This window comes from Anaerostipes sp. AF04-45, assembly GCF_003461725.1.
GTDB lineage: Bacteria > Bacillota > Clostridia > Lachnospirales > Lachnospiraceae > Anaerostipes > Anaerostipes caccae.
The window spans coordinates 96034-113726 of the sequence record NZ_QTXQ01000007.1 but is presented as its reverse complement, the minus strand read 5'-3'; the positions used below and the strand labels follow the sequence as shown (position 1 = coordinate 113726).

At 43.3% G+C, this 17693-nt stretch carries 14 protein-coding genes and 1 riboswitch; of the genes, 7 read left to right on the top strand and 7 right to left on the bottom strand.

Annotated features, from left to right (window positions below; all coding sequences use genetic code 11):
* Positions 1–202 precede the first annotated feature (202 nt).
* From DWV34_RS11845 to DWV34_RS11835, 3 genes are read left to right on the top strand one after another with little or no spacing between them, the layout of a single operon-like run.
* On the top strand, positions 203–454 hold the full coding sequence (locus tag DWV34_RS11845; RefSeq protein ID WP_009290985.1) for a TM1266 family iron-only hydrogenase system putative regulator: 252 nt from the start codon (positions 203–205) through the stop codon (positions 452–454).
* Positions 455–466: 12 nt separating this feature from the next.
* Entirely contained in the window at positions 467–1885 is a 1419-nt protein-coding gene (gene hydG, locus DWV34_RS11840; RefSeq protein WP_009290984.1) for a [FeFe] hydrogenase H-cluster radical SAM maturase HydG, read from the top strand.
* A 9-nt stretch (positions 1886–1894) separates the two neighbouring features.
* Positions 1895–2491, top strand: coding sequence for an NUDIX hydrolase (locus tag DWV34_RS11835; RefSeq protein ID WP_009290983.1), 597 nt, complete (start codon positions 1895–1897; stop codon positions 2489–2491).
* On the opposite strand, the gene DWV34_RS11830 is transcribed toward DWV34_RS11835, so the two are convergent.
* The 5 genes from DWV34_RS11830 to DWV34_RS11810 are packed head-to-tail and all read right to left on the bottom strand — an operon-like array spanning position 2456 to position 7822.
* Entirely contained in the window at positions 2456–4090 is a 1635-nt protein-coding gene (locus tag DWV34_RS11830; RefSeq protein ID WP_009290982.1) for a putative manganese-dependent inorganic diphosphatase, read from the bottom strand. The genes DWV34_RS11835 and DWV34_RS11830 overlap by 36 nt on opposite strands.
* On the bottom strand, positions 4087–5232 hold the full coding sequence (locus DWV34_RS11825; protein WP_009290981.1) for a sensor histidine kinase: 1146 nt from the start codon (positions 5230–5232) through the stop codon (positions 4087–4089). The genes DWV34_RS11830 and DWV34_RS11825 overlap by 4 nt, the downstream gene beginning before the upstream one ends.
* On the bottom strand, positions 5222–5923 hold the full coding sequence (gene vanR / locus DWV34_RS11820) for a VanR-ABDEGLN family response regulator transcription factor (protein WP_006566160.1): 702 nt from the start codon (positions 5921–5923) through the stop codon (positions 5222–5224). Before vanR ends, DWV34_RS11825 begins: the two co-directional genes overlap by 11 nt.
* A gap of 9 nt (positions 5924–5932) precedes the next feature.
* Positions 5933–6961 carry a hypothetical protein gene (locus DWV34_RS11815; protein ID WP_006566161.1) on the bottom strand — a complete coding sequence of 343 codons (1029 nt, stop codon included), beginning with the start codon at positions 6959–6961 and terminating at the stop codon, positions 5933–5935.
* A gap of 30 nt (positions 6962–6991) precedes the next feature.
* A complete protein-coding gene (locus DWV34_RS11810) occupies positions 6992–7822 on the bottom strand; it encodes a patatin-like phospholipase family protein (protein ID WP_006566162.1) in 831 nt (276 codons plus the stop codon).
* 202 nt (positions 7823–8024) lie between these two features.
* Positions 8025–8128: riboswitch (TPP riboswitch) on the top strand.
* Between the two features lie 92 nt (positions 8129–8220).
* On the opposite strand from DWV34_RS11810, the gene thiC reads away from it, so the two are divergent.
* On the top strand, positions 8221–9522 hold the full coding sequence (gene thiC / locus DWV34_RS11805; protein WP_009290979.1) for a phosphomethylpyrimidine synthase ThiC: 1302 nt from the start codon (positions 8221–8223) through the stop codon (positions 9520–9522).
* 24 nt (positions 9523–9546) lie between these two features.
* Entirely contained in the window at positions 9547–10902 is a 1356-nt protein-coding gene (locus DWV34_RS11800; RefSeq protein WP_006566164.1) for a sodium-dependent transporter, read from the top strand.
* 46 nt (positions 10903–10948) lie between these two features.
* On the opposite strand, the gene DWV34_RS11795 is transcribed toward DWV34_RS11800, so the two are convergent.
* A complete protein-coding gene (locus tag DWV34_RS11795; protein ID WP_009290978.1) occupies positions 10949–12436 on the bottom strand; it encodes a GntR family transcriptional regulator in 1488 nt (495 codons plus the stop codon).
* A gap of 166 nt (positions 12437–12602) precedes the next feature.
* On the opposite strand from DWV34_RS11795, the gene DWV34_RS11790 reads away from it, so the two are divergent.
* On the top strand, positions 12603–14285 hold the full coding sequence (locus tag DWV34_RS11790; RefSeq protein ID WP_022260717.1) for a GGDEF/HDGYP domain-containing response regulator: 1683 nt from the start codon (positions 12603–12605) through the stop codon (positions 14283–14285).
* Positions 14282–16840, top strand: coding sequence for a hybrid sensor histidine kinase/response regulator (locus tag DWV34_RS11785; protein WP_118476277.1), 2559 nt, complete (start codon positions 14282–14284; stop codon positions 16838–16840). The genes DWV34_RS11790 and DWV34_RS11785 overlap by 4 nt, the downstream gene beginning before the upstream one ends.
* A gap of 164 nt (positions 16841–17004) precedes the next feature.
* Here the strand turns inward: DWV34_RS11785 and DWV34_RS11780 are convergent, their stop codons facing one another.
* Positions 17005–17685 (bottom strand): transaldolase family protein, encoded by a 681-nt coding sequence (locus DWV34_RS11780; protein ID WP_009290975.1) that lies wholly within the window; start codon positions 17683–17685, stop codon positions 17005–17007.
* Positions 17686–17693 lie beyond the last annotated feature (8 nt).

Sequence of the window (17693 nt, the reverse complement as noted above, 5' to 3'; positions counted from 1 at the left end):
TGATTGACTTTTCCCCTGTTTTGAGCTACTATAAATGCAGTGAAAAATATCATTCTGAAGCCAGGGTACTGCCCGATGCCAAGATTGATCCTTTATAAACTGCGCAGAGTTTTGTATACAAAACTCTATTTTATACTGTGATAATCAGGCATATTCCGGATGGGATATGCCTTTTCTATTGTATAAGGAGGTTCATTTTATTATGAAGGAAACACGGATTGCACTGATCGGTATCATCATTGAGGAAGAAAAAGGCATAACTCCAACCAATCAGCTGCTGCATGAATACCGGGATTATATCGTCGGCAGAATGGGCATTCCCTACCGCGAAAAGGAGATCAATATCATCTCCATTGTTTTAGACGCACCCGAAAACACCATCAGCACTTTGTCCGGCAAGCTCGGAATGATTGAAGGAATCAGCGTAAAATCAATGTTTGCCAAGACCAAATAAAGGAGAGAAATCATGTACCAACCAGATTCAAAAATTGCAGAAGAGTTTATCAGTGACCAGGAAATCAAGGATACCCTTGCCTATGCCGACGCCAATAAGGATAACAGAGAGCTGATCATATCCATCATCGAAAAGGCAAAAAAACTGAAAGGGTTAAGCCACAGGGAGGCCTCTGTCCTGCTGGCATGTGAGGATAAAGAGCTGATACAGAAGGTCTTTGACCTGGCCATTAAGATCAAGGAGGAATTTTACGGAAACCGTATCGTCATGTTTGCTCCTCTCTACCTTGCCAACTACTGTGTCAACGGCTGTGTGTACTGTCCATATCATTATAAAAACAAACATATCCGCAGGAAAAAGCTGACACAGGAAGAAATAAAAAAAGAAGTTATCGCACTTCAGGACATGGGGCACAAGCGCCTTGCACTGGAAACCGGGGAAGATCCGGTCAATATTCCGATCGAGTATGTATTAGAAAGTATCAAAACCATATATGGAATCAAACATAAAAACGGTGCGATCCGCCGCGTCAATGTAAATATTGCCGCCACGACGGTAGAAAATTATAAAAGGCTGCGGGATGCAGGGATTGGTACGTATATTTTATTCCAGGAAACATACCATAAAGATAATTATGAAGTTCTGCATCCGACTGGGCCGAAGCACAATTACGCATACCACACGGAAGCTATGGACCGGGCCATGGAAGCAGGCATTGACGATGTAGGCATCGGTGTCTTATTCGGCCTGAACATGTACCGCTATGATTTTGCGGGACTTTTAATGCACGCAGAACATTTGGAGGCCAGGTTCGGCGTAGGCCCCCATACGATCAGTGTTCCAAGAATCCGTCCGGCAGACGATGTAGATCCTGATGAATTTGAAAACGGAATCAATGATGACATTTTTGAAAAGATCGTGGCGATTCTCCGCGTGGCAGTACCGTACACTGGCATTATTATTTCCACCAGAGAAACAAAAGAATCCAGAGAGCGGGTGCTGCGAGTGGGTGTCTCCCAGATCAGCGGTGCATCTTCTACCAGCGTGGGAGGTTATGCGGAGCCCGAAAAGCCGGAAGACAATTCTGCGCAGTTTGAGCGGAGTGACGACCGTACATTGGATGAAGTTGTGAACTGGCTCCTCGACCTGGGTCATATCCCGAGCTTCTGTACTGCCTGCTATCGTGAAGGAAGGACCGGAGACCGCTTCATGTCTCTTGTAAAATCCGGCCAGATTGCCAACTGCTGCGGTCCAAACGCCATGATGACCCTCAAAGAGTATCTGGAAGATTATGCTTCTGAGGATACAAAACAAAAGGGAGAAAAAGTGATCAAAAAAGCTTTGGAAACGATCACGAATCCGGTGGTAAAACAAAAAGCAAAAGAATATATTGAGAATATCCATGAAGGAAAACGTGATTTCAGATTTTAGGAGAACCCCATGTTTGAATCTTTAAAACATCATATTCCAAAACGAATCGGTGAAGAAAAGGAAACGTCTTTTGCGGTACTCATCCCCCTGATCAAAAAGGAGGATGGGTACCACGTTTTATTCGAGGTGCGCGCCAAACACCTGAACAAACAGCCGGGAGAAGTCTGCTTTCCCGGAGGCAAAGTGGAGCCTGGAGAATCGACCTATGAAGCGGCTGTCCGGGAGACTATGGAAGAATTGTTTGTAGAAAAAGAGACCATTCAGGTTTATGGGGCTTTGGATTATCTTCTGACTCCGTATCAGACACGCATAGAACCGTTCCTTGCGGAACTCCGTGATTACCACGGCCAGTTTTCCCGGGATGAGGTGGATTCCGTCTTTACCGTCCCACTTGATTTCTTCCTTGAAAATGAACCGGAGTATTACAGCAATGTTCTTATGACAAAACCGCAAAAAAATTTCCCTTTTGCCGACATTCCAAACGGGGAGAACTACCCGTGGGCAAAAGGGAAAAATGAAGTTTGTCTATACCGCTATAAAAAGCATGTAATCTGGGGCATGACTGCCAGATTACTGCTGTATAATATTCAGTATATTCGGGATTAACTGTTTCTTTCTGGACATCACGCCCGGAAGCTTTGCGACACATCCGTCTGTCTCGGCTCCAAAGCCCTGTGAAATGATGCCGCTGCTCTTATCTCCGATCATAATAAGATAAGTCGTCTCTTCCAGAATATTGGTCAGCATAAAATAGATCATATCCAATCCCTGTTCATTTCTGACTGTCTCGGCATACGGTATGATCTTATCTTTGATCTCCTCTAACTCACCCTGATCCAAAGACGTGATCTGTCCCACTCCGAAGGAGACATCTCCTGAGGAAAACTTCTTATAATCCTGATAAAAGATCTCATCGGCAGCTTTGCCTTTCAAGTCACTTCCTGCACGGAACATCTGCTTGGCATATTCTTCTATCTCTATCCCTGCAATCTCTGCCAGCTTTCCGGCAGCAGCCTCATCCGCCGGGGTACAGGTCGGTGACCGGAACATGAGCGTATCGGAAAGGATCGCGGAACAGAGCAGACCTGCCATCGGCTTCGTGATCTCCACACCATGTTCTTCATACATCTGTGTCACGATCGTTGCCGTACATCCTACCGGCTGGTTCCTGAAATAGACAGGCGACATCGTCTCCATAGAGCCCAGACGGTGATGGTCAATAATCTCCAGAATCTCACACTCTTCCAGTCCCTCCACGGCCTGTGACAGTTCATTGTGGTCTACAAGGATCATTTTTCTCTTTTCAAATCCCAGCATACGCCGTCTCGATGCCAGACCAATAAACTCTCCCTTTGGGTCAAGGACCGGAAAATAACGGAATCTCTTTTTGGCCATCAGTGCTTTCACATCATCCACATAGTCATTGGAAGAAAAGGTGATGATATTTTCTCTGGTCATCACATAGGAAATCGGCATGGACTGGCAGACCAGCCTGCCGGCTGTAAAAGTGTCGTAGGGCGTCACTAGGATCCGGCATCCTTTTGACTCTGCCATCTCCTGAATCTCCCTGCTCACTTTGCTGCCCATACATACGATAATACACTGGGCGCCGATCTCAATAGCACGCTTTTGGGCATCATCTCTGTCCGCAAGGATCACCAAGTCCCCCTCTGTCACAAACTGTTCCATCTTGTCGATGCTGGCAGCAGATACTGTTACCTTTCCGTGATCAATAACATCTAAAATATTGCCTGCCATCATCACACCATCCAGAGTTTTGACCAGATTTTGATATGGAGTCTTTGCCTTGGCCAAAATCTCACTGTCATAAACATCCATGTCCGCATGGGCGATATCACTGATCGTTGCCATGCCTTTCAGACGGTTATTTTCCAGGACCGGAAGAGCCACCAGTTTCAGCTTCTTCATCCGATCCCCTGCCTCTTTGATCGAGATATCCTGCCTGACACCTTCCACTTCATGCAGCGTGATATCGCTCATCCGGGGCCTGATATCGCTCAAAAACTCCGGGGCCTTCACTTGAAACTGCTTTAATACAAAACTCGTCTCTCCATTGACGTTGCCGGCCCTGCGGGCTTCAAATCCCCCTCCGTTCACCTGATTTTTCAGATTCGCGTAGGCGATCGCAGAGCAGATGGAGTCCGTATCCGGATTCCTGTGCCCGATTACATAAGTACTTTTCATGGCTCCTCCTTCTGTTCCATTGGAAGTCTGACAATAAACTCCGTGAAATCCTTATTACTGTTCGCAGTGATCGTTCCCTGATGAAGCTCTACGATATCTCTGGCAATCGCAAGACCAAGGCCCGCTCCGCCGGTCTCCGTAGACCGCGCTTCATCCAGACGGTAAAACTTCTCAAATAAATTCTCAAGTTTATGCTTCGGTATCTCTTTTCCCTGGTTCCTGATCCTGATCACAGCCTCTTTATCTTCTCCCGACGCGCTGACCTCGATGGCTGAATTCGGGTAACAGTAGGAAACTCCGTTTCTTAAAAGGTTTTCAAAGACACGGGCCAGTTTGTCCGGGTCCCCGTGGATCAGGATTGAGTCTTCGATCTCCGTGCGGCAGATCAGTCCGCGTTCTTGAAAGACCGGTTCAAAAGAATCCAGTACCTGTTCTAACAAAACATACAGATAGAATGTCTTCTTTTCCAGAGTAATATTCTGAAGATTATATCTTGTAATCTCAAAAAATTCGTTGATCAGATCCCCCAGACGTTTGGCTTTCTCCAGAGAAATATGTGTATATTTTGCCCTCTGTTCCAAAGGCATATCCGGTGCCTCGCTTAAAAGACTCAGATATGCAATCACCGATGTCAGAGGTGTCTTCAGGTCATGGGCCAGATAGACCACCAGATCGTTTTTGCGCTGCTCGCTCTCCTGGGTCTGCCTGCGCTGTTCCTTCAGATTGGCCTTGATCTCATTGAGACGGTTTTCCATAGGCTGCAGTTCCGGCTCCAGCTCGATCAGATCGCTGGAGTCTGTCAGAATCATATCGATTCCGGATTCAATCTGCCTTAAATAGGTTGTAAACCTGGACATACCCAGATAAAAACTGCAGAGAAACAGAAAGATAAACCCCGTAGAAATAATCATGGTCTTATTGTCCCAGAAGATCGCACGGTACAGATGAATAGCACTCTCATTGTCGAATCCGAACTTCTCAAAAAAGTGCACCATACTGTCTGCAAACGGCGCCTGAAGCACTCCATCCACAAAGACAAAAATAAACAGATAACCAAAGATGCCTACCAGAAGGCTGATGCCCAGAGTCTGGAGCATGATCCTGATCTTTAAGCTCCGGTATTTGTTCCATTTACTCCTCAACTTTATATCCCACTCCCCAGACAGTCTTGATCAGCTCCTTATGTCCCATCACCTCTCCGAGCTTTTCTCTCAGATGGCGGATGTGGACCATAACTGTATTGTTGTTGTTCTTGAAATACTTTTCTTTCCATACCTGCTCAAAAAGATTTTCTGAACTGATCACCTTGCCCTTATTCTTAGTGAGTATCCAGAGAATCGAAAACTCCAGAGGCGTCAGTGTCACTTCCTCTTCCCCGTACAGACATTGGTGTGTATTCCTGTTCAGCACCAGTCCGGCAATCTCCAGAGTATCTTCGCTGCTCTGTCCGCTGCCGTCATTATAGCGGATAAACCGGCGCAGCTGAGCCTTTACTCTGGCCATCAGCTCCAGCGGTTCAAACGGTTTTTCAATATAGTCATCCGCTCCCAGGGTCAGTCCGTTGATCTTATCCATAGATGCTGTCTTTGCGGTCAGCATAATAACCGGAAAGTTATGGTCTTTCCGTATTTCTTTTAATATTTCAAAACCATCGATGTCCGGGAGCATCACATCCAGAATTGCCAGATCAATCTGCTCTTGTTTCACACATTCCAGTGCCCCGGCACCGCTGTAGTACTTGAACACCTCATAATTTTCATTTTTCAGATAGAGTTCTATAAAATCGGCAATTTCTTTTTCATCATCTACTACAAGCACGTTTGACTGCTTCATTGATACCTCCTAAATCTTCTTGCCGCCGTTGATCACCTGAAACGGCACGTCTTCCTGTTTCTTCGCCATATCCGAGAGCGTATGCCCTTTCTTCCCATAAATAGGTGTGTGATAAAAAACAGTTTTCAAACAATCGTAAAAAATCTTTTCGTCCTCTTCTTCGGCATCCAGGAGTCTGGATACTTTTACAACCGTGTCCAGATAACTGGCACCGTTCTGGATCATCAGAATGATGGACTTCATAATAACCATAGCCTTGTATCGGTCGTCCTCAATCTCCTCCAGAATATAGGTAAACATCTCGGAAACCCCCGGCCATCCGGTCACACCGTTGCCCATAGCAAGCGCCACATACTCATCTTCCGTGTATTCCCTGAAATTAAGATCCTGATGCTCATTCCACTCGTCAAACACTTCATTCCGGTCAAGGACCTCACGGCTCACCATAAACAGGCGCTTAGTTTTCTCATTGCGCAGCAGGATGCCGCTCCGCCAAAAGACGATCCGGATCAGCAGAAACCTTTCCATCTCGTCATAAGAAATCTTCTCTCCTGTCACCTGCACAAAAATATCATAGCAGTAATATACATCCAGAATTCCGTAAGTAAACAGCATCCCGAAAATAACCTGCTCCCATCTTGTATGCCGTTCCATGATCCTTCCGGACTTGTGGCTCTTTAAAGTAAAATAAAACAGATCCTTTGCTTCTATATTAACAGCCACCTGGTCCTCTTCTACATGAATGAATCCCAGATACCTGAGCTGCTGAAGATCGTTAAAATTGGGCTCCAGTGCAAACTGCCCATCCTTCTGTTCCCAAAGTTCAAACAAAAGGTCGATCGCCTCCGACTGAAGCATCCAGAGAAGAACCTGGGGCTCATCGATAAGTCTGCCGGCGATCTCCCCGGCCAGTTCAAGCTTGGCTGCATCTGCCTGCACCGGCAGAAAGAGGCGTTCACAGATTACGATTAAATTTCTTGTTTTATTGGTAGATAGTTCTTCTACATACGGCCGCTCTGAATACAATATTCTTGCCATCCTGACCACCTCTTTTTCTAATTTATTGTATCACAGTTTTTTGATTTCTTCTATTCTTTCTATTGCCATATCGTATCCCATCTGATACGTCTCCCTGAGTACATCGATATCCTTTTCAAAACTGTCAATGGGATGATCCGGCCTGAGAATCACGGCCTTTCCTTCTCTCTCCAGTCTCTCGCAGTACCTCACAGTGCGGTTGTACTCCACATGACGGTTCAGGAGAAGATCCGGAAGTTTCGGATACTTCCTTTTCAGCAGCCTGGATGTAACCTTATGGCTTTTGCTGAGTTCCTTTTGATATCCCTTTGGTCTTGTGAGTACGATCAAATGCTTGTCATTACCGTCCCGTATTGCCTTGCGGACCGGAATCGGATCTGCAATTCCTCCATCAAAATAGGGAATACCGTCCAGATTGATCGCCGGGAAAACAAGCGGCAGTGCGCAGGTTGCCCGCAGCATCATGCACTCCTCATCCAAGTCTTTTCCATCTTTATACTCGATTTCTCCGGTCAGGGCATTAGTAACTCCCACCAGAATTTTTCCGTCGTATTTGTAAAAGGTATCCCAGTCAAAGGGATATAATTTGTTTGGAATCACATTGTAAACAAAATTCAGCCCGAACAGACTTTTTTCTTTGATCAGATTCTGCCTTCCTATATATCTGGGGTCATTTCTATGATTCATAAGAATCTGAAGATTTCTTTCCCTCTGCCTGGATACGTAAGAAAAACCGTCACAAATGCCGGCTGACACTCCAATCACATATGGAAACATAATGTCGTTATCCAACAGGGCATCCATCACCCCTGCACTGAAAATAGGCCGGAATGTCCCGCCCTCTAATATTAAACTTGCCATTTTCTCTCACTCCTAACTGCATTTGGGCACTCCCCGGAATCCGCGGAAATGCTTCTTCTTTATTATAGCACAAAAACTGGAAACTTATTGTATGAGTTTTTATCACCGGATGGTCTATATTGACCAGTATTGCAGTTTTCAAACCATTGCACTTTCTAATAAACAATGATACAATACGAAAGATGACCTTTAAGGTCGTTTTTGAAACTAAAATGGGAGCTTTTACGGGCTGAGAGGAAGGATAAACCTTCGACCATCATACCTGATTTGGGTAATGCCAACGTAGGGATTTAGATGCTTATTGTAACGGAAGCATGTATATTAAATAGTAATGTTCCGAAAACTAAATACTGCATTTTAGATTCCCTCCCGACTGATTGAAACGAGGAGGTTGTAAGATGACTTACACAACACAGATGAATGCCGCCAGAGCCGGCATCGCAACCAAGGAAATGGAAACTGTCGCTGCCTATGAAGGCATGGATCTTCAGAAGCTTATGAGAGAAGTCGCCGCCGGCACAATCGTCATACCGGCCAACAAAAATCATAAATGCTTAAAGCCGTTCGGCATCGGCAATTCCCTGAAAACAAAGATCAACGTCAACCTTGGAACATCCAGAGACTGTCTGAATTTGGATGTAGAAATGAAGAAAGTAAATCAGGCTGTCTCCATGGGTGCGGAAGCGATCATGGATCTTTCTTCTTTCGGGGACACGCAGACCTTCAGAAGAAAGCTTGTGGCTGAATGCCCGGCCATTCTGGGCACTGTTCCGATTTACGATGCCATTGTATACTACAACAAGGCTCTCAAGGATATCACATCCAGAGAATGGATCGACATATTTAAAATGCATGCAGAGGACGGAGTCGACTTCATGACCATTCACTGCGGGATTAACCGCAGTACCGCAGACCGTTTTAAGGCTATGAAGAGACAGATGAACATTGTTTCCCGCGGCGGATCATTGATCTTTGCCTGGATGGAAGCTACCGGCTGTGAAAATCCGTTCTTTGAATACTATGATGAGATTTTGGACATTTGTAATGAATATGACGTTACTCTAAGCCTCGGGGATGCCTGCCGTCCGGGGTGCCTGAAAGACGCCAGCGATATTTCTCAGATCGAGGAGCTGGTAACTTTGGGAGAATTGACGGCCCGGGCCTGGAAAAAGGATGTTCAGGTAATGATTGAAGGACCCGGACATATGCCAATGGACCAGATACAGGCAAATATGAAAATTCAGCAGACGATATGCAAAGGCGCGCCTTTTTATGTGTTAGGACCGCTGGTTACCGATATCGCCCCTGGATATGACCATATCACTTCAGCGATCGGAGGTGCCATTGCAGCGGCATCCGGTGCAAGCTTCCTGTGCTATGTCACACCGGCCGAACATCTCCGTCTTCCAAATGTGGACGATGTAAAAGAAGGCATTATGGCTTCAAAGATCGCAGCGCATGCAGCGGATATCGCCAAGGGCATAAAAGGAGCCATCGATTGGGACAACCAGATGGCCGAGGCAAGACAGAAACTTGACTGGAAGACCCAGTTTGACCTGGCTTTAGATCCAGAAAAGGCAAAAAGGTACCGCGCTGAATCAAAACCTGAAAGAGAAGATACATGTACCATGTGCGGAAAAATGTGTTCCGTTCGAAATATGAATGCTGTGTTGGCAGGTGAAGATGTCGACGTAGTATAAACTAAAGGAGGATTTTACAGATTTATGAATGAAGAAAGAGGCGGCTTTTCCAGCAGAATTGGCTTTGTGCTTGCGACTGCAGGATCAGCGGTAGGATTAGGAAACATATGGAGATTTCCATATTTGGCAGCTAAATACGGAGGCGGCAGCTTCCTTTTGATTTATCTGATTCTTGCAGTGACCTTTGGGTTTACACTGATGATCACCGAGATTGCTATTGGCCGGAGAACCGGAAAAAGTGCCATACATGCATTTTCCTATTTTAATAAAAAATATAAGTTTATCGGTTATCTGACCAGTATCATACCGTTTATTATTTTCCCTTATTACTGCGTCATCGGAGGTTGGGTTACAAAATATCTGTTTGTCTCAATAAGCGGAAATATCAGCCAAGCGGCCGGAGATACATTCTTCGAAGGCTTTATCAGCCAGTCTGTAAGCCCTATGATATGGCTTCTGATCTTTGCAGGACTTGTACTGATCGTCGTAGCTCTCGGGGTTGAAGGCGGTATTGAGAAAGTCAGTACGATCCTGATGCCAGTCTTAATTGTATTGCTGATCGGAATCTCCGTTTACTGCATTACCAGAAAGGGAGCCATGGAAGGTGTACTGTATTACATCAAGCCAAATCTCAAGGATCTGACACCTACCACATTCCTGGCTGCTCTGGGACAGCTGTTCTACTCCATGTCCCTTGCTATGGGAATCATGATCACATTTGGTTCCTATATGCCGAAGAAGTCTAACCTTGAGAAGTCTGTTTCACAGGTAGAGATATTTGATACGGGTGTTGCATTCCTGTCCGGGCTTATGATTGTTCCTGCAGTCTTTGTATTTTCCGGAGGAAATGCGGATATGCTTGCATCCGGACCATCCCTGATGTTTAAAATGCTTCCAAAAGTTTTTAACAGCATGGCCCTGGGAACTGTTATCGGAGCTGTCTTCTTCATTTTAGTTTTCTTCGCGGCGCTGACTTCTGCGATTTCTCTTTTAGAAACGCTGGTCTCCATCGTAATGGATAAGTTTCATTTATCCCGGATCAGAGCCTGCATTACTATGTTTGTCATTGCAATGATCATGGCAGTGCCGTCATCTCTGGGATTTGGCATATGGAGTCATATTAAGCTTCTTGGCTTCAGTTTTCTGGATTTCTTTGACTTCCTGAGCAACAGTGTCCTGATGCCGATTGCAGCATTCTGCACCTGCATGTTTGCCGCTTATGTGATCAAGCCAAAAGAGATCATTGATGAAGTAGAAAGTTCAGGAGATTTCAAACGTAAAAATTTATATATTCCAATGATTAAATTTTTTGCACCGATTTGTATCATTGCCATTCTCCTGTTCTCCATACTACAGGGAATGGGTGTTATCACAGTATAATATTCTTTCGAAAAAGACACCGTATTCTGCGGTGTCTTTTTCGTGTCTAAACGTTGTCCATTTCATACATCTGATATTTTTCCGGAACCTGTATATAAGCTACCCTGTAAAAGTTATATTTTTTAATCATATACTCCTTGGCCCGTTCCAGGACAAAACGATAGCAGTCTGTCATTCCATTTGCAAAAGAGTCGACTTTCCCACCATGCAAATGCTGAACTGCGGCAATAATCAGTTTATTTATTTTCTGAATTACTAGTTTTTTATTGGCATAATAAGCAATATAATGTCCCCATTCGGTAAGACGAAATGCCTCGATTAATATAGCACGCAGAGGCTCTAATTCAATATGTTTTAAGAGAGCTTCAAATATATCTATGATACAAATGGAATCTGGAAGTATAAATTTCTCTTCTAACTCTGCCACTTCCGATACAGTAAATTTAGGACCGGCTGCCAGTGCTGCCGGATAAATAATCAATGTAAGCAGCTGCAGTGCATGAAAATACTGCAGAGCTTCCTGTGTACGCCTTGGATTCGGAAGCATTTGATTCACCCGTGAATCATCTGGCTCTATAACAATAGTTCCCTTTGCATTCAAAGTTTTTACAAGCCCTCTCTGCTCTAATTCATTTAGTGCTTTCCTGATCGTAGATACAGAAACATCGTACTGTCCGGCCAGCTGCTTTTCAAATGGGAGATAGGTTCCGCAGGGATATTCCCCGCTGCCAATTTTCTGATTCAGATCACTGATAATTCTTGAGTAAAAGTAGTCTTTACCGCGTGTTGGTTTCCATAGAAACGGTACATCAGACGATACAGGACATCCAGGTGTGGAATCAGCTAAATACTCTAAGGTAACTGCAATTGAATCTGCAAATCTTTGAAATAATTTGTCTAGCTGACTGTGTTTCACAACTGGGTCCCTGCCCTTTAATATATCAATTATATCTGCTGTCATCGAGTCTGAACCCTGCAGATAAGTCTCTAAAAAATAAGGACATTTCTCCATAAAAAAATTCAGAAAATGATAAAGTTCAAAGGCAGAGTAGAGATTAGCAAGCAGGGGATTCCCACCGATTTCCAATACTTCTTTTAAAAAGGCAAAAGAAGGCCGCCAGCCGCTGGCTGCAGTTCCAAGGCGTGATGCTTTCATAGCCTGCTTATAATGAGGCATTATCTCCAAGTTACAGTCCTGTGCAGCAAAAACCAGCAGTGGAGGTGATATGAAAGCAAAAGTTTTGTATATTTGCATGATACTTTTCCTTTTGCTCAGAACATCAAACAGCATGTTCTCTGGTTCAGAAACGACTTTCCCCGGTAGGACGATCGGAGCAAGTCGGGGTTTTATGTCAATCAGTCCCTCTTTTTTCAATGCATCAAAAACCCGGTTGATTGTATATCTGCTTACATGGAATTGACTGCAGAGCATTCTTGAAGAAGGCAGACAGTCACCTGGAAGTATCCGTCCATTTATAATACTCTGCTTAATTTCCCTATAAATAAAAGAATACTTTGTTTCTTGTGGCTTCATATTCTATTTCCTTTCCATTTTTTTTCATTATACTTCGTTTATACTGCCTTGTCATCAAAAAAAGTTAGAAGCTATATGTTCACCTTACCAATATGCTTATTGAATAGCTCCAGAACATTCATTTATAATAAAATAGTAGAATTTTTATGAAAAAGATTAAAGCACTATGGAAAAACAAAAAATCTTAATCGTGGATGATTCTGAAATGAATCGGGCTCTTCTGAGAGATATATTGAAGGATCAGTATGATATTATAGAAGCTGATAACGGTTTAGCGGCAGTTAAAATCCTTTCCCGGAGGAGATCAGATTTCTCTCTCCTGCTTTTGGATATCATGATGCCCAAGATGAATGGATTTGAAGTACTATCCTTCATAAACAAACAGCAATGGAATGAAACACTTGCTGTAATCATGATTTCTGCTGATAATTCCCCTGAAAATATTAAACACGCTTACAACTTGGGTGCATTTGATTATATCAGCCGGCCATTTGATTCAACGATCATCCGCCGCCGTATATCCAATACTATGATTCTATATGCAAGACAACGCCGTCTCGAAACGATTATCGCAGAACAGTTTTATGAACAGGAGAGACATAATAAGCTGATGATCTCAATTTTGTCTCACATCGTTGAATTTCGTAATGGAGAGAGTGGTTTGCATGTGCTGCATGTAAATACCATCACAGAACTTTTGCTCAGGCATCTGATTCAGCTCACAGATCGTTATCCTTTATCTGAATCTGATATTACTTTAATTAGCACTGCCTCATCCCTTCACGATATTGGGAAGATTTCAATTCCTGATGCAATTTTGAATAAACCCGGACGCCTTACAGGGGAGGAATTCAAGATTATAAAAACCCACTCTGCCGTCGGTGCTGAAATACTGTCGGAATTGCCAGCTGAACAGCAGGAACTGCCGTTTATTAAAATTTCTTCCCAAATCTGCCGTTGGCATCATGAACGCTATGATGGAAGCGGATATCCTGATGGGCTGAAAAAAGACCAAATTCCAATTGCTGCTCAGGTAGTTGGATTAGCTGATGTATATGATGCTTTGACCAGTGAACGGTGCTATAAAAAAGCATATTCTCACAAGAAAGCATTAAAAATGATTTTGTCGGAAGAATGTGGAAGATTCAATCCAGTTCTGCTGCAGTGCCTGATTGAAATTTCGGATAAAATTGAACTCCGGTTAAAGGATTCCTCTTTTGATCATAAAGCTGAAAATATACAGGAAATTAATAATATAACAGACTTTTACAAACTGTTTACCCGTAAAAAATATATTTCAATATATGAAGAACAGCGTCAGCTGCAGTTATTGTATATTGATTCACTGACCGGTGTCTGCAACCGCCGATATTATGACGAACATTTTGAGGACTCAGATGATGCCGAAGCTGTTGTCGTTATTGATGTTGATAACTTTAAGTATGTTAATGACCAATACGGACATTATGTAGGTGACAGCGTGCTGCAAAATGTTGCTGAAACCATTTCATCGGGTGTGCGGAAGACAGATACTGTAATCCGCTATGGCGGTGATGAATTTATAATTATATTTTACCGTATTCCGGCAGATGTATTTAAGAAAAAACTGGAAGACATCAGACATGCCGTTGATATGCTGGTTATCGATGAATATCCCGAAATTCATTTGACCGTAAGTATAGGAGGAGTATACGGAACCGGAAGAACAAAAGAACTGTTTAAAACTGCAGACAGTCTTATGTATCAGGCAAAAACCACAAAAAATCAAGTGAAAACACGCTTTCTCGGCTTCGAAACAGAAGATAATAAAAAAGAAAACGGGATAGCCAGGGAGGAACAGCATCAATGAACAGAAGTAAAAAAAAGAATCCTACTATACGATTTTTAATCCGCAGCTTCATAGGGCTTCTGCTTTTCAGTATAGCTGTGTTCACCCTGCTGGGGATTTATATGAATCGGCAAAGCCGAAAGACCATCCATGAAATTGGAGAGATCTATATGTCCGGAATGAATAAGCAAATGTCCAGGCATTTTAAAAGTGTCATAAAATTGCGCTTTGATCAGATGGATGGTCTTGTTTCTGTAGTTTCGTCAAAAAATCATAACAAAAAAAGCTTATATAAAGAACTTGTCTACAGAGCAAAGGTAAGAGATTTTAACTATTTAGCAATATGTTCTAATGAAGGAAACTTCGAAACTCTCTATGGAGACCCGATACATCCGATTAATCCCAAACCTTTTGTCAAATCATTAAAACGAGGTGAAAGAAGAGTTGCTGTAGGTGTTGATTCAGCTGGTAAGAATGTGGTGTTGTTTGGTATCCAGGCTGATTATCCTATGCAGAATGGCGAGAAATGCATCGGTCTGACAGCCGCTGTTCCATTGGATTATATCACTGATTTTCTTTCCTTAGAAAACGAGGGAGATTTGATGTATTATCATATCATTCGTCCGGACGGAACTTTCGTAATACGCAATCCCAACACTGAATTATGGGGCTATTTTGACCTGCTGCAAAAGCAGCATAAATCTGCAGAGAAAACATTATCCTCAGATAATTCTCTGAGAGAGTTTGATACCGCCCTGAAAGATAATAAAGAGTACTCTGCAGTAATAAAGGGCAGTAAAGAAGATCGTCAGATTTATAGTATGCCTTTACCTTATTCTGAGTGGCATCTGATAACAGTGATGCCATACAGCATATTAGATGAGACCATAAACAGCCTTAGCTTTCAGCGTCTGGTCATTACTTTGCTGGCCTGTGTTTCTATATTAATTAGTCTGGTATGGATATTTTTCCGTTATTTTTTCATAACCCGCGTGCAGCTGCAGGAGTTGGACAAAGCCCAGCAGAAAGCCCTTAAAGCAAGTAAGGCAAAGAGTGAATTCCTGGCCAACATGAGTCATGATATCCGTACTCCTATGAATGCAATTACAGGTATGACTGCGATTGCAACAGCCCATATAGATGACCCAAAGCAAGTAAAGAACTGTCTGAGAAAAATTGCATTGTCGAGCAGGCATCTGCTTGGACTTATAAACGATGTCTTAGATATGTCTAAAATCGAAAGCGGTAAATTGACATTAACTGCAGAACAAATCTCCTTAAGGGAGGTGGTCGATGGAATTGTAAGCATTATGCAGCCGCAGACGAAGGCAAAACAGCAAAGCTTTGATGTGCATATCGAAAATATTTTCACAGAGAATGTATGGTGTGATGGAATCCGCCTAAACCAGATTCTGCTTAATCTTTTGTCTAATGCCACTAAATACACCCCTGAAAAAGGTTCTATCCGATTATTCATATCCGAGGAGAACTCCCCAAGAGGAGAAGATTACGTCCGTCTTCATATTAATGTTAGGGACAATGGAATCGGTATGTCACCGGAATTTCTGAAAAAGATTTATCAGTCCTATAGCCGGGCTGACGGAACAAGAACCCGTAAAACAGAAGGCGCCGGTTTGGGAATGGCAATCACAAAATACATAGTGGACGCCATGGACGGAACAATCGACGTACAGAGCGAACCAAACAAAGGAACAGAGTTTCATATCAAACTTGATTTTGAAAAAGCCCCTGCCTTGAATGTGAATATGGTTCTTCCCTCTTGGAACATGCTCATAGTTGATGATGACAAATCATTATGCCAGACCGCTGCAAATACACTAAGATCCATGGGTATAAAAACTGATTGGACGCTGAGCGGGAACAGGGCCATGGAAATGATAATGGAACATCACAGAAAAAGAACTGACTATCAAATCATCCTATTGGACTGGAAACTGCCTGATATGAATGGCCTTCAGATCGCACAGGAGATCCGCCGTAAAGTAGGAAATGAAATACCTATTCTGTTGATTTCTGCATATGATTGGAGTGAATTTGAAATAGAAGCCCGTGAGGCAGGTATTAATGGTTTTATTTCCAAACCGCTCTTTAAATCAACTTTATTCTATAGTCTGCGTCAGTTTATGGAAAATGAACAGATAAAAGAACAGATTCCGGATCAGAATTTTGATCTGTCAGGCCGTCGGATCCTGCTCGCTGAAGATAACGAACTGAACTGGGAGGTCGCAAAAGAACTTCTGTCTGATCTGGGTGCAGAACTTGAATGGGCAGAGGATGGACGGATATGTCTGGAGAAGTTCCAGACATCACCTAAAGGATACTACAATGCTGTTCTGATGGACATTAGAATGCCTCACATGACAGGATATGAGGCAGCCAAAGAAATCCGGTTGCTGGATCACCCTGACGCTTCATCTGTTCCTATCATTGCTATGAGTGCTGATACCTTTTCTGAGGATATCCAGCATTGCTTAGAGTGTGGCATGAACGCCCATATAGCGAAACCTGTTGACATAAAAGAATTAGTGGGAATTCTGAAAAAATACTTAAAATAGATGTATGAGTTTTTATCCATTATCTCCAGTCGGCTCTGGAAAGGCCTCCCGAAGGGTATGAAATGGGGTGTGCCCTTTGGTTTATATAAAAGCGCATGTTCCTGTCATGCGCTTTTATTAATCAATGAAAAGACCTCCATCAGTCTCTGTTTTTCTATGCTGTTTTAGCAGCAGTCCTTCATAGTCTTTCCTTCGCCGCACAATCCTTCAAAGTCCTTTGTAAATGCGCCTACTGCAGCGGTTACAGCATCGTTTTTGATCAGTCCCTCTATGACATCCGGTGCGATGGTTGCAGCACCGATCCCATAGGCACAGAGTTCCAGTACCTGCTGTGAATTCTTAAAACTTGCAGCCAGCACTTCGGTTTTAAGCCCGTTGTTTTGAAAAATATCGTGAATCTTCTTCACCGTCTCAATTCCATCGGCCCCCAGATTATCGATACGGTTTACATACGGCGCTGCATAAGAGGCGCCTGCCTTTGCCGCTAAGAACGCCTGCATCGGAGTATAGATGGCCGTAGCCGTTATCTTCACCCCTTTGGAAGACAGAAGTTTCATTGCCTTTAATCCTTCCCTTGTAGTGGGAACTTTAATATATGTATTCTCTCCAAGTCTTTTCAGCATTTCTTCGGCTTCTGTGACCATATCTTCGGCACATTTTGATACTACCTGCACATGTAAATCAGCATCCTTCCCAATAAACTCACGAATTTCACCGAGCACCTCATATGGAGGCCGTTTGCTCTTGGCTAAGATGGACGGGTTGGTGGTTACCCCTTCCACAGGAAAATACTCATATAAGTTTTTAATAGCTTCCACATTTGCATCATCAATAATAAATTTCATATTATTCT